The following is a 14,546-nucleotide window of genomic DNA, read 5'->3' as shown; positions in this document are numbered from 1 at the left end:
GAATAGATAATTATTTATTCCCAATTCCCAATTCCCAATTAATCACAGTTTTGGGTCAAATTATTTTGGGCTGGAGTTTTTGAGAAACATTGGACTTGAGAACCAGCCCAGATAATTTCCCAGACTGGGGGTGAACTAACCAAGAGCGATCGCCCAAAGCGGCTCATCTCTACTCGATATTTAATTGCACTTACTGAATTAACTGAATTATTTTTTACTGGATTGAGTTTTGTAATTGTCACTAAAGCTTGGTTTGGTTGGGGATAAGCTACCTCTACTTGCGGCTTGACCTCTATAGATTTCACATCATCTAGAATATTTAAAGCCAGAGTAGCAGGGTCACTGCCTTGGAGAATAGAATTGATACTTTCTAAAGGAATAGTTTTATAATGAGAACGTTCAGGATAAGTCAGCAATGCTGATGAATCTTGTTCTACATATAACTGCTGCTGTTGTCCATTAGCAGTTCCAGTCATCAAAGCAGAAGGCTGTCGCTGCATCACATAAACCCCAGCAGCAGTGGCAAAGATGCTGAGTATCAAAATTAAAAGAAATTTGAGCTTTGCCGACATAATAATAGTATTGAAAGGGAAAGTTCCAAGAGTTTTAGATTTAACTCTCACCCCTAGTAACTGCTGATGAGCAGGTTTTGTGTGTGAAGGAGTGGTGAGGAGGATATATATAGCAGGTGACTGGGGACTGGGGACACTTCGACAAGCTCAGTGCATCGCTGGGGACTGGGGACTGGTGACTGGTGACTGGGGACTGGTGACTGGGGACTGGGGACTGGGGACATAATGGAAAGTCTGTGTATGTCTTAGTTTTGTCAGTGGCTTACGGCACACTGCGCTATCAACTGAGTTCCTAAATACCTTGGCGCTTGCTACATATAGCAATCTTAGTTGCTATTGACGAACTATTAATGATTGCTTTATTTATAGACATCTACCTTTGTTTTGAGTTCCAATTGGCACTGTTAATTGATAATTGACAATTGATAATTGACAATTGGGAATTGGGAATTGGGAATTGGGAATTGGGAATTGGGAATTGGGAATTGGGAATTGGGAATTGGGAATAGTTGATTAGAAAACATAAAATTGATTACCCAGTCCCCAGTCCCCAGTCACCAGTCCCCAGTCCCCAATCATTTGCTCTAAAATCCTCGTAGCAAGATACAATTCGATCTGGCGACATTTGTTAAAGTCCATAAAATTATTGATTCTGAAACCACCATTATGAGCATTCATGAAGTATTTATGCCGGCGCTGAGTTCCACCATGACTGAGGGAAAGATAGTCTCTTGGGTGAAGTCGCCGGGGGATAAAGTGGAAAAAGGCGAAACAGTGGTGGTTGTCGAGTCAGATAAGGCTGATATGGATGTGGAAACTTTCTATGAAGGATTTCTTGCCCATATCATTGTCCAAGCTGGTGAAACTGCCCCTGTTGGTGCGGCGATCGCTTACGTTGCCGAAACAGAAGCAGAAATAGAAGCCGCTAAGGCTATGGCTGGTGGTGGTAGTGCTGTAGCTGAACCAGTACCCGCATCCGCACCCGCGCCCGTACCTGTGGCCGCTGCTGCAACTGTAGCCGCACCTGCAACAGCTTCTCAAAATGGCTCAAACCATCGGGAAGGACGGTTAGTAGCTTCGCCCCGCGCTCGCAAGTTGGCGAAAGAATTAAGAGTTGATTTAAATAACCTTAAAGGTAGTGGTCCTTACGGTCGCATTGTCGCCGAAGATATAGAAGCTGCTGTTGGTAAAGTTCAGCCACCTACTACCCCGGTTATTACTCCTATTGCACCCGCCCCCGCTGCCGCTGCTCCGGCAAAACCAACACCTGCACCCGCCCCAGTTGTTGCTGCCGTTCCTGGTCAAGTCGTACCATTAACTACTCTGCAAAATGCGGTGGTACGCAATATGATGGCCAGCCTGTCTGTACCTATATTCCATGTTGGTTACACCATTACCACGGATGGATTAGATAAACTTTACAAACAAATTAAATCTAAAGGTGTCACCATGACGGCGCTATTAGCGAAAGCTGTAGCGGTGACATTACAAAAACATCCTTTACTTAACGCCAGTTATTCAGATCAAGGTATTGTTTATCATTCCAATATCAATGTTTCTGTCGCTGTGGCAATGGATGATGGTGGTTTGATTACACCAGTGTTACAAAACGCCGATCAGGTAGATATCTATTCTCTGTCACGCAACTGGAGATCTTTGGTAGACAGAGCGAGAGCGAAACAACTACAACCAGAGGAATATAATAGCGGTACATTTACTCTGTCTAATTTGGGAATGTTTGGTGTCGATACCTTTGATGCGATTTTACCACCAGGACAAGGTTCAATTTTAGCGATCGCTGCTGCTCGTCCCCAAGTTGTCGCTACCGCAGATGGTTTATTTGGTGTGCGTCAACAAATGAAGGTTAACATCACCTGTGACCATCGTATTATTTACGGCGCTCATGCGGCTGCATTCTTGCAAGATTTAGCAAAATTGATTGAAACCAACCCCCAATCTTTGACACTGTAAGGAAAAAATCTCAAAACCAAAAACCAATAAATCTTAATTTCAGACTTGGAGTTTTTTATATTCCAAGTTTTTTTATATTCCAAGTTTTTTTATATTCCTGGATATAGATCCCCGACTTCTTGAAGAAGTTGGGGATCTGTTTACCTGTTTACTGTTATCAATTCAAGCTACTCTGAAAGTAAGTGACATCAGTTGATAACAATATAAATAAATTCAAAAAAAAGATGCCAACAGAACATAGTTTAATTTTGGATATCACAACAGTGTTAGTCGCTACTGCTTTAGGAGGATTTTTTGCCCATCGGTTGCGTCAACCTGTGATACTGGGTTATTTAGTTAGTGGTTTTGCTATTGGACCTTTTGGGTTTAAGTTATTAAGTAATGTGAATGAAATTAAATCTTTAGCAGAAATTGGAGTTGCCTTTCTGCTGTTTGCGCTGGGTGTAGAATTTTCTTTAGCAGAACTCAGACGAGTGAAAGAAATTGCTATTAAAGGTAGTTTATTACAAATCGGTTTAACAATTGCTCTAGTAACAATAGTCACCCTCTTAACAGGTTGGGCTTCTAGCATTACAAAAGGCATCTTTTTAGGTGCGGTTTTATCTCTTTCTTCCACAGCAATAGTATTAAAAACCCTCACAGAAAAGGGTGAAGTTAATACAGTACATGGGCAAATTATGCTGGCAATTTTAATCGCTCAAGATTTAGCTTTGGGTGTGATGTTGGCAATAATTCCAGCTTTACAACAACCAGAAAATATTGCAGTAGCTCTCAGTTTGGCTTTAGTTAAAATTACAATATTTGTTGGAGTTGCAATTATATTTAGTCGCTGGGTAGTGCCTCGTGTGTTAAGCAATATTGCCGCTACAGAAAGCAATGAGTTATTTTTATTAGTTGTAATTGCTTTATGTTTAGGAGTTGCTGTAATAACTGCAAATTTGGGTCTTTCTATTGCAATGGGGGCGTTTGTTGCTGGTTTAATGATATCAGAAATTGATTATGCTGATCAGGCATTAGCCAAAATTTTACCTTTGCGAGATACCTTTGCTAGTCTGTTTTTTGCTTCTATTGGAATGTTGATTGATCCGGCTATTCTCATCAGCAATTTTGCCATAATTTTAGAACTTGTGGCTTTAGTCATGTTGGGTAAAGCCGTAATTATTTTCGGAATTGTTTTAAAATTTGGTTATTCTCTCAAAAATGCAATTATAGTCAGTTTGGGAATTAACCAAATAGGTGAATTTTCTTTTGTATTAGCTTTGGTAGGTTTGCAGTTAGAATTGATATCTCAACAAACCTATTCTTTATTATTAGGAACAACAGCAATTACACTCATTCTTACACCATTCTCACTTAAAGTTGCTCCTTTTATTGCTGATAATTTAAATCAAAATCCCGTACTAGCGAATTTCTTACAAAGATTTTCTGCACCCAAAACTATATCTATGCCAGAAATAATGACTGATCATGTAGTGGTAGCAGGTTATGGTAGAGTAGGGCAAGTAGTTGTTAATATCTTACAAACTGAAGGATATCCAGTTTTAGTTATTGAAAATAGCGAAGCATCTGTACAAAGATTAAGAATGCGTCAAATACCTTATATTTTTGGTGATGCAGATTCAGAATTAGTATTAGAAAAAGCACATTTAGCCACTGCTAAAGCTTTAGCGATCGCCCTTCCTGACGCTGCTAGTACCCGTTTACTTTTAAAAAATGCTTTGACTATTGCACCCCATTTAGATGTCATTGCTCGTTCACATAATAACAAGGAAATTGATATTTTAACCCAAATGGGTGCGAAGGAAGTTGTACAACCTGAATTTGAAGCAGCTTTAGAGTTAGGAAATCATTTATTAAAAACTTTGGGAGCAGCAGAAAGTTACATTCAAACTGTGATCAATACTATTCGCAAAGATAGATATTTAAGTGTTAGACCAGATCAAGAATAAAGGTAAGGAGTCGTAGGGGTTTAGCATTGCTAAACCCTACAAAAGTCGGGAGAATAGATTATCCTTTCACGCACAAAGTCCATCAAATTTGGGAATTTTACCCGGTATCTGGGCTGGTCATGCACGCCAAAATACATCATAATTATTGTTGAGGATCTTAATTATTATGGCATTGGCGTATTTGCATGAGTTTAAAGGTAGTTTTATTCGATTTCAATGGTGTCATTATCAAAGATGAGCCAATTCATTTAAAATTAATAGATGAAATTCTAGTGCAGGAAAATTTGCAACCGCAAAAGCTGCATGAGCGTCAAGGTTGTTTGGGAAGGAGCGATCGCGCTTGTTTTCAAGATTTGCTCAAAAATCGTGGTAGAGTGGTTACAGAAGAGTATTTAATGGAATTGCTGCAACGTAAAGCCCAAGCTTATGTACAAGAACTGGAACAACTGGAAAAATTGCCTTTGTATTCGGGAATAGAAGATTTAATTTTTCAGGTGCGATCGCAAAACCTGAAACTCGGTTTGGTTAGCGGTGCTTTGCGTCAAGAAATCCAACTGGTGCTGGAACGTGCTAAACTGATTGAATATTTTACGGTTATCGTCGCAGGTGATGACATCACCACCAGTAAACCCCAACCAGAAGGTTATTTGCTGGCTGTAGAAAAATTAAATCAAGTATATCCAGATTTAAATTTGCAAAGTCAGGAATGTTTAGCTATTGAAGACACTCCGGCGGGTATTCAAGCAGCAAAACGCGCTCAGATGCAAGTTGTAGGAGTTGCCAATACTTACCCATTTCATATGTTGCAGCGTCAAGCTAACTGGACAGTTGACTATTTGACAGAGTTGGAATTAGAACGGGTACAGGAAATTTTTTTGCAGCAAGATGTGAACAATATAAAGACCGAGTGTTAAAATAGGATGTGATCAAGGGGAATTAGCTCAGTTGGTAGAGTGCTGCGATCGCACCGCAGAGGTCAGGGGTTCGAGTCTCCTATTCTCCATTTATTCTGTTGTCGTTTGCCAAATAATTTGTCTGCGTTGACAAATTAATGCCCCTACAGAAGTTAAATGTATGTTGGAGTAGTAATTATGTTGGGTTTACTGGATAAATTAACTTGCTGGAAAGAATTAACAAGTCAATCAGCTTTACAAGATGTTGATTCTGACCAAATTTTACTGATGAATGGCATTAACTGGAATATATATGAGATACTATTACAGCGATTTGAAAATACTTCCCATTATCGGTTTAAATATTTAGAAGGTGTTTTAGAAATAATGTCTCCTAGTCGTCGTCATGAGTTTGATAAAAAGCTAATTGCTTTATTATTAGAAACTTATTTTATAGAAAAAGATATTGATTTTTATCCTTTAGGATCAACCACTTTCAGAAGGGAAGCGTTCGCTAGGGGTATTGAACCAGATGAATGTTACTGTTTTGATTCTGAAAAATCTGTTCCTGATCTGGCGATTGAAGTAGTTGTGACGAGTGGGGGAATTGATGATTTATTGATTTATCAAGGTTTGGGTGTACAGGAAGTTTTATTTTGGCAAAATAATCAATTTTTATTATATTCTTTGCAGGGTGATAAGTATGAGAAAGTTTCAAAAAGTGTATTTTTGCCAGATTTAGATTTAAGTTTTTTGGCAAGTTTGATTTTGTCTGGTAAAAAACCCAAAGATTTAATATTAAGGTTACGTGAAAACATCAGTAGGGGTAATTCATGAATTACCCCTACGCAAGAATAAGGTTTTCAGTCACATCTTCCGTAAGTCCTATGGTTTAAACATTGGTTTAAACATTGGTTTAAACATTGGTTTAAACATTGGTTTAAACATTGGTTTAAACATTGGTTTAAACATTGGTTTAAACATTGGGTTAAACATTGGGTTAATAATCAGACTTTACAAATCAATTACTAATACTATATAATGAATACAATTATGAAAACATAATTCCTAACAACTCTTTCATTCGGGCATCTCCAGGATACACAAAATGGCAATTAAGAAAAGTGAACTTTACAGTTCTTTATGGAAAAGTTGCGATGAACTACGGGGAGGGATGGATGCTTCCCAATATAAAAACTATGTTTTAGTTTTATTATTTGTTAAATACGTATCTGACAAATATGCAGACGTTGAAGATGCACTTATAGAAATACCTCAAGGCGGCAGTTTTCAGGATATTGTGAACTTAAAAGGTAAAAAAGATATTGGCGAAAAAATCAATTTAATTATTCAAAATCTCGCCCAAGCTAACGACTTAGGTAATATATTTAATGATGCCGATTTTAACGATCCTGATAAACTGGGAAAAGGCCAAGAAATGAAAGAACGACTAACTAACTTAGTCGCCATTTTTGAAAATTCTGCCTTAAATTTTAGCAAAAACCGCGCCGATGGAGATGATATTTTAGGCGATGCTTATGAGTATTTAATGCGGAACTTTGCCACCCAGTCAGGAAAAAGTAAAGGACAATTTTACACCCCTGCGGAAGTTTCCCGCGTTATTGCTAAAGTTATTGGTATTAACAGCGTTACCAGTCCCCAACAAAGTATATATGATCCTACCTGTGGTAGTGGTTCATTATTATTAAAAGCTGCTGATGAAACAGAAATCAAAATCAGCATTTTCGGGCAAGAAATGGATAACGCTACCTACTCCCTAGCGCGGATGAATATGATATTACATGGACATCCTACCGCAGAAATTAAACAAGATAATACCTTATCAACTCCCCACTTTAAAAATAGCGATGGTAGTTTAAAAACCTTTGATTTTGCAGTCGCTAACCCTCCATTTTCGGCAAAAGCGTGGAGTACAGGAATTAACCTAGAAAAAGATAAATTTCAACGATTTTCAGATTATGGAATACCTCCCGCAAAAAACGGCGATTATGCTTTTTTATTACACTTAATTGCCTCCTTAAAACCCCAGGGAAAAGGAGCGATAATTTTACCTCATGGGGTGTTATTTCGGGGTAATGCAGAGGCAGATATTAGAAAAAAAATCATTAATCAAGGTATAATCAAAGGTATAATCGGCTTACCTCCTAACCTTTTTTATGGTACAGGAATACCAGCTTGTATTATTGTCATAGATAAAGAAAACGCGGGTAAATCTGCCGGCATTTTTATGATAGATGCTAGTAAAGGATTTGTCAAAGATGGTAATAAAAACCGTTTGCGGGAACAGGATATACATAAAATTGTGGATGTGTTTAATAAGCAATTAGAAATTGCTAAATATTCCCGCATGGTGTCGTTAACAGAAATTGCCGATAATGATTTTAACTTGAACATTCCCCGTTATATAGACTCCCAAGAAGCGGAAGACATTCAAGATATTGCAGCGCATTTATTGGGAGGAATACCAGAGAAAGATATTCAAGCATTAGGGGAATTTTGGCAAGTTTACCCCAACTTACAACAAGAATTATTTGCACCAACCCAAAACCCCGGATATCAACAGTTAAAAGTTGCTGCAAATGAAGTTAAAAATTGTATTTTTCATCATCCTGAATTTATCGAATATAGTCAGAAAATAGAGCAGGTTTTTACAACTTGGGAAAAACAACATACACCTTTATTAAAAGCTATCCAACCAGGAGATAAACCCAAGGAAGTTATCTATAAATTAGGTGAGAATTTACTTGCTGCATTTACAGGACAAAAGTTAATAGATAAGTATGACGTTTATCAATATCTGTTAACTTATTGGTTGGAAGTAATGGGGGATGATGTGTATATGATAGTTGAAGATGGTTGGAAAGCGGAACTTACACCCATCACCAATAAAAAAGGTACAATTATGGATTATGTTTGTGAATTGATACCGGAAGATTTAATCATTAATAATTATTTTCTTCAGGAACAAAGTAAAATAGCACAGTTGGAAAATCAGAAAGATGATATAATCAGACAACAGGAAGAAATGCAAGAAGAATATGGAGGAGAGGAAGGTTTATTAGAAGAAGTGACTAATGACGGTGGGAAAATTACCAAGACTAATATTAATGTGAGAATTAAGGAAATCCAAAAAAATCCTTTATTTGCAGATAAGGAAGAGTTGCAGGTGTTAAAATCCTATTTACAATTGATCGAGTCAGAAGCAATTTTGAATAAGAAAATTAAAGACGCTACCCAAGAATTACATCATAAGGTGTTAAGGAAATATAGGGAGTTGACGGAGGAGGAAGTTAAGAGTTTGGTGGTGGATGATAAATGGATGGGGATTTTAAAACAAGGGATAAATGCAGAAATGGATCGTATTTCCCAACGGTTGACGCAGAGAATTAAGGAGTTAGGTGAACGTTATGATACTCCTTTATTAGAGTTGAGTGATGAGGTGGATAAATTGACAAGTTTGGTTGATCAGCATTTACAACAAATGGGGTTTGTTTGGTGATGGATAACGAAGGCAGGAGGCAGGAGGCCGTTTTTGTAACGGGGATTTATATATACCCCGATCAAAAAACTTTTCGCCTTTAAAGGCAAGGTTTTAGACCCGACTATTTCAATAAATGGAACGCTGATGAACGCGGATAAATGCAGATTGATTTGATTTTTTGTTGAATTTTTTGGGGGGTTTTATGAGTATTCCTGATGGTTTTAAGGTTTCTGAGGTTGGGGTTATTCCTGAAGATTGGGATGTTAAGAGATTGGGGGATATTGCTGATGTCAAAACTGGACCATTCGGTTCATCTCTGCACGAAAAAGATTATGTTGATGATGGTACACCCATTATTACAGTTGAACATTTGAGTGATAAGGGGGTAGTACATAAAAATCTACCAATGGTTTCTGATTATGATAAAAATAGATTAAGTTCTTATATTCTAAAAACTGGTGATATTGTTTTTAGTCGTGTAGGTTCTGTTGATAGAAATTCATTAATTAGAAATTTGGAAGATGGGTGGTTGTTCTCTAGTCGGTTACTAAGAATTAGAATTAATAATAAAAATATTGCTCCTGCATATTTGAGTTATCATTTCCTTCAAGAATCAACAAAACAGAGAATTAGAAGTGTTGCAGTTGGTCAAACAATGGCATCACTTAATACTGCAATACTGAAAGGTATTGAAATCACCCTTCCCCCACTTGCTGAACAAAAAGCGATCGCTCAATCTCTTAGTGATGTAGATAATTTAATTACAGCAATAGATAAACTGATCACCAAAAAGCGTAACATCAAACAGGGAACAATGCAAGAATTACTCACAGGTAAAAAGCGTTTACCTGGTTTTACTGGTGAGTGGGAGGTGAAGAAATTGGGGGATATTTTAAAAGTTAGACATGGAAAAAGTCAACATGATGTAGTAAATGAAAATGGAGAATTTCCAATTTTAGCCACAAGTGGCGAAATTGGTAAAGCAAATACCTATTTATATAATAAACCATCTGTATTAATTGGAAGAAAAGGAACTATTGACATTCCACAATATATGGATACTCCTTTTTGGACAATAGATACATTATTTTATACAGAAATCTTTAATAATACAGTTCCAAAATTTGTTTTTTATCGGTTTCATTTAATTAGTTGGTATTCTTATAATGAAGCGTCTGGAGTTCCTAGTTTAAGTGCTAAAACAATTGAGAATATAGAAATAAATTACCCTAAAAGTTTTGAAGAACAAAAAGCGATCGCCAAAATATTAACAGAAATGGATGAAGAAATAGAAGCATTAGAGAAGAAAAGAGAAAAATACAAAAACATCAAACAGGGAATGATGCAAGAACTACTAACAGGAAAAACGAGAATAATTGATAATTGATAATTGACAATTGATAATTATATGATCTTCCTTAGCGACTTTGCACCTTTGCGCGAAACCCATATAGTAGAAAACCCACATTTTCCGTAGGGTTTTAGCAATGCTAAACCCTGACAATATCTGTTGATTAATTTCTTGATTGCCAAAATTATAAAAACACAGTAAAATAAAGTTATACCCCACATCATACAAAAAGTATAACCAAATGACCAGCATTAAAACAGCCATTTCCATAGAACAATCATTATATGATCAAGTCAATGCATTAGCAACAGCAATGAAAATACCCCGCAGTAAATTGTTTGCTATTGCAATAGAGGAATATTTGCACCGTCAAAAACAACATCAAATATTAGAAAGTATCAATGAAGCTTATGCAGATGGTTTAGATGAACCAGAACAAATCATGTTAGAAAAAATGAGACATCATCAAGGGAAAATACAACAAAAAGAATGGTAATCAAACAAGGTGATATATACTGGATCGACTTAGGAGAACCTATAGGTTCAGAACCCGCTTATAAAACCAACTGAGTCAAGAACCACTTTGGCAAAAAGAACCAATAATTTGTAACGGTAAAACCATTAAATTAGTTGCGGAAGTTGTCAGTACAAACTGGCAAGATGACTATGCCAGAAAAATAGAAGAATATGCCTTTTTAGAAATACCAGAATATTGGATATTAGACTTTCGTGCATTAGGAGGAATACAATTTATAGGCAACCCAAAAAAACCGACATTAACAATTTGTCAATTAATTAATGGAGTATATCAACAACAAAAATATCGCTTAGGAGAGAGTATTTTTTCTCCACTATTTCCAGAATTAAAACTTAAATTAGATGATATCATGCCATAAAATAATTATACCTTTTTGCACTATGTCTATTACAAAAACCCCTCTCTGCGCCTCTGCGACTCTGCGCGAAAAATAATATACTAAAAAATAAACAGTAAAAACCATGAACGAAGTCGGACAACCAGAACGCGCAACCCAGAACCGAGTCATCGCACTACTCACCCAAAAACTAGGTTATCAATACATAGGAAACTGGTACAACCGCGCAAACAACAGCAACATAGAAACCGACTTACTCACCACATTTTTACGAGACATTCAAAAATACCCACCAGACCTCATCAACAAAGCACTTCACGAACTAACCAAACACACCAACGACAAAACCCAAAACCTCTACAACATCAACAAAGAAATATACACCCTCCTACGTTACGGTATCAAAATCAAACCCGAAGCAGGGGAAAACACACAAACCCTTTACCTGATCAACTGGGAAGAACCCTTAAAAAATAGCTTTTACATCGCTGAAGAAGTCAGCATCAAAGGGGAAAACACCAAACGACCAGATATAGTTTTATACATTAACGGTATCGCTTTAGCAGTGCTGGAACTAAAACGTAGCACTGTACCTGTTTCCGAAGCAATTCGCCAAAATCTAGACAATCAAAAATCAATATTTATTAAACCCTTCTTTAACACCATACAGCTAGTCATGGCAGGTAACGACACCCAAGGACTACGTTATGGAACAATTGAAACCCCAGAAAAATATTACCTTACCTGGAAAGAAGACACCCACAGCGAAATTACCAACACCCTAAATATTACCAACATCTTAGATCAACACTTGCTGCAACTATGCGAAAAACACCGCTTTCTAGAAATTATCCACGACTTCACCTTATTTGATAGCGGTATTAAAAAAATCTGTCGCTCTCATCAATACTTAGGTATAAAAGCCGCCCAAGAGTATATCAAACGTCGAGAGGGTGGTATTATCTGGCACACCCAAGGCAGCGGAAAAAGCTTAACAATGGTCTGGTTAACCAAATGGATACGAGAATATAACCCCAACACCAGAGTATTAATAATTACAGACCGCGAAGAACTAGATGGACAAATTGAAAGTATTTTTTTAGGTGTCAATGAAAACATTTACCGCACCCAAAGCAGTCAAGACCTCATTACCCAATTACAAAATACCACACCCTCATTAATTTGTTCCTTAATTCATAAATTCGGGAAAAATAACAGTAACAACGAATCAAAAGACTACGAAGAATTTATCAAACAAATAAAACGCAACCTCCCGCAAAACTTCCAACCCCAGGGAGAATTTTATGTATTTGTCGATGAATGTCACCGCACCCAGTCCGGTAAATTACATAAAGCTATGAAAAAAATATTACCAAATGCTTTATTTATCGGTTTTACAGGAACACCATTATTAAAACAAGACAAACAAAAAAGCATCGAAGTTTTTGGTAACTATATTCACACCTATAAATTTAACGAAGCAGTAGAAGATCAAGTAGTTTTAGACTTACGTTATGAAGCTCGTCATGTAGAGCAGTATATCACCTCTCAAAGCAAAATTGATCAATGGTTTGAAAGTAAAACCAAACAATTAACAGAAACCGCAAAAGCAGAACTCAAAAAACGCTGGGGAACAATGCAAAAAATCCTCAGTTCCAAATCTCGACTAGAGATCATAGTCAAAGATATCATGTTAGATTTTAGCACAAAAGACAGATTACAAAATAGTAAAGGTAACGCCATTTTAGTAGCTGGAAGTATTTACGAAGCGTGTAAATATTATGAAATCTTCCAAAATGCAGGTTTTAGCAAATGCGCCATTATTACATCTTATGATGGTTCACTGCAAAGCATCAAAGGAGAAACCACAGGTGAAGGAAAAACCGACAAAATACATCAATATGAAATCTATCAAAAAATGCTCAACGGACAAAAACCAGACAAATTTGAAACAGAGGTAAAAAACGACTTTGTTCACCATCCTGAAAAGATGAAATTATTAATAGTCGTCAATAAACTATTAACTGGTTTTGATGCACCACCAGCAACATATTTATATATAGATAAATCCATGAGAGATCATGATTTATTTCAAGCAGTTTGTCGAGTCAACCGATTACATACACCAGACAAAGAATATGGTTATATTATAGATTATAAAGACCTATTTAAAAGTTTAGAAAAATCAGTTTATGATTACACATCAGCAGCATTTAGTGAATATGACAGCGATGATATAAACGGCTTATTAACTGATAGATTAGAAAAAGGCAAAAATGACCTAGAAACCGCCAGAGAAGCCCTAAAAGCCCTTTGTGAACCTGTAAAATACCCTTATGATACCCCAGATTATATTAAATATTTTTGTGGCAATACCCAAAACCCAGAAGATTTACAAACCACCGAACCCAGAAGATTAGTATTATATAAAAGTGTTGCTGCCCTAGTCAGAAAATATGCTAATATTGCCAACGAACTAGAAACCGCAGGATATACAACCAGAGAAATTTTTGATATTCAACAAGAAGTCAAACATTATCAAATTGTCTCAGAAGAAATTAAACTAGCAAGCGGTGATAAAATAGATTTTAAAGTTTATCAAAATGATATGCGTCACCTGATAGATAGTTATATTGGTGCAAAAGAAAGTCAAATTTTAGCCAACTTTGAAAATTTGACTTTAGTAGAACTAATAGTTAACAATGGAGTGAGTGCAGTAAATAGCTTACCTCCAGGAATTAGAAATAATCAAACTGCTGTTGCAGAAACCATAGAAAATAATCTGCGAAAGTTAATCATAGAACAAGAACCCACCAACCCCAAATACTTTGAGAAAATATCAATTTTATTAAATGAATTAATAGCGATCCGTCAAGATGAAACTCTAGCATATCAAGAATACTTACAAAAAATAGTCGCCCTAGCTAAACAAATTCACCAACCAAGTACATCATCCCAATATCCTGAGAGTTTAGATACACCTGCTAAAAGATCATTATATGATAATTTAGATCAAAATGAAGAATTAGCGTTAGATATAGATGCAGCAGTGAGAAATAGTCAACAAGATAGTTGGAGGGGAAACAAAATGAAAGAAAGGTTAATTAAAAACGCTATTAAGAAATATATCAAACCGGAAGATTTAGAAAGTATATTTGAGATAATTAAACAGCAAAGTGAATATTAAGGTGATGGGTGATTGATGATTGGTGATTGGTGATTGGTGATTATTTATTAATTTGACGACAAGATTATTTCCTGTAGGGGCGAAGCATTCGGGCGATCAATTCTCAATTTGACGACAAGATTATTTTCCGAATGCTTCGCCCTATGACTATTGATTCCTGTACAGGTGTTCAGCATTCGGGGGATTGATGATAAATTTGACGACAAGATTATTTCCTGTAGGGGCGAAGCATTCGGGCGATCAATT

The 14,546-nt window shown here is 36.5% G+C and carries 12 protein-coding genes, 1 tRNA gene and 1 pseudogene; 11 read left to right on the top strand and 3 right to left on the bottom strand.

The features are described from left to right. Window positions 1-38: 38 nt before the first annotated feature. Window positions 39-572, bottom strand: coding sequence for a hypothetical protein (locus PN497_RS19475; protein WP_096568036.1), 534 nt, complete (start codon window positions 570-572; stop codon window positions 39-41). 147 nt (window positions 573-719) lie between these two features. After that, window positions 720-845, bottom strand: a complete 126-nt coding sequence (locus PN497_RS19470) for a hypothetical protein (RefSeq protein ID WP_272110769.1) — start codon at window positions 843-845, stop codon at window positions 720-722. A 393-nt stretch (window positions 846-1,238) separates the two neighbouring features. Between PN497_RS19470 and PN497_RS19465 the strand changes: the two genes are divergently transcribed. The 11 genes and pseudogenes from PN497_RS19465 (at window position 1,239) to PN497_RS19415 (ending at window position 14,300) form a co-directional block, all read left to right on the top strand. Continuing rightward, window positions 1,239-2,543: a dihydrolipoamide acetyltransferase family protein gene (locus PN497_RS19465; protein WP_096568034.1), complete on the top strand. Its 1,305-nt coding sequence runs from the start codon at window positions 1,239-1,241 to the stop codon at window positions 2,541-2,543. Between the two features lie 224 nt (window positions 2,544-2,767). Further along, on the top strand, window positions 2,768-4,492 hold the full coding sequence (locus PN497_RS19460) for a cation:proton antiporter (RefSeq protein ID WP_096568032.1): 1,725 nt from the start codon (window positions 2,768-2,770) through the stop codon (window positions 4,490-4,492). A gap of 185 nt (window positions 4,493-4,677) precedes the next feature. Beyond that, the gene (locus tag PN497_RS19455; RefSeq protein ID WP_096568030.1) at window positions 4,678-5,406 is read left to right on the top strand and encodes an HAD family hydrolase; all 729 of its coding nucleotides are present in this window, start codon (window positions 4,678-4,680) and stop codon (window positions 5,404-5,406) included. 16 nt (window positions 5,407-5,422) lie between these two features. Next, a tRNA-Ala gene (locus tag PN497_RS19450) sits at window positions 5,423-5,495 on the top strand. An 88-nt stretch (window positions 5,496-5,583) separates the two neighbouring features. Beyond that, window positions 5,584-6,222, top strand: coding sequence for a Uma2 family endonuclease (locus tag PN497_RS19445; protein WP_096572680.1), 639 nt, complete (start codon window positions 5,584-5,586; stop codon window positions 6,220-6,222). Further along, on the top strand, window positions 6,194-6,427 hold the full coding sequence (locus PN497_RS19440) for a hypothetical protein (RefSeq protein WP_096568028.1): 234 nt from the start codon (window positions 6,194-6,196) through the stop codon (window positions 6,425-6,427). The genes PN497_RS19445 and PN497_RS19440 overlap by 29 nt, the downstream gene beginning before the upstream one ends. 66 nt (window positions 6,428-6,493) lie before the next feature. Further along, window positions 6,494-8,905 (top strand): type I restriction-modification system subunit M, encoded by a 2,412-nt coding sequence (locus PN497_RS19435; protein ID WP_096568026.1) that lies wholly within the window; start codon window positions 6,494-6,496, stop codon window positions 8,903-8,905. Window positions 8,906-9,089: 184 nt separating this feature from the next. Beyond that, window positions 9,090-10,274, top strand: a complete 1,185-nt coding sequence (locus PN497_RS19430; protein ID WP_096572679.1) for a restriction endonuclease subunit S — start codon at window positions 9,090-9,092, stop codon at window positions 10,272-10,274. Between the two features lie 205 nt (window positions 10,275-10,479). Next, on the top strand, window positions 10,480-10,734 hold the full coding sequence (locus PN497_RS19425) for a ribbon-helix-helix protein, CopG family (protein ID WP_096568025.1): 255 nt from the start codon (window positions 10,480-10,482) through the stop codon (window positions 10,732-10,734). 67 nt (window positions 10,735-10,801) lie between these two features. Continuing rightward, window positions 10,802-11,134: pseudogene (locus PN497_RS19420) on the top strand (Uma2 family endonuclease); the annotation flags it as partial. Between the two features lie 103 nt (window positions 11,135-11,237). Then, entirely contained in the window at window positions 11,238-14,300 is a 3,063-nt protein-coding gene (locus PN497_RS19415; RefSeq protein WP_096568023.1) for a type I restriction endonuclease subunit R, read from the top strand. A gap of 47 nt (window positions 14,301-14,347) precedes the next feature. On the opposite strand, the gene PN497_RS19410 is transcribed toward PN497_RS19415, so the two are convergent. Next, window positions 14,348-14,546, bottom strand: a 199-nt coding sequence (locus PN497_RS19410) for a hypothetical protein (protein ID WP_272110768.1), incomplete at its 5' end; no start/stop codon positions are given.

The organism is Sphaerospermopsis kisseleviana CS-549, assembly GCF_028329225.1.
Taxonomy (GTDB): Bacteria; Cyanobacteriota; Cyanobacteriia; order Cyanobacteriales; family Nostocaceae; genus Sphaerospermopsis; species Sphaerospermopsis kisseleviana.
Note: the sequence above shows the minus strand (reverse complement) of the source record. Positions and strands in the feature narration are given on the sequence as shown.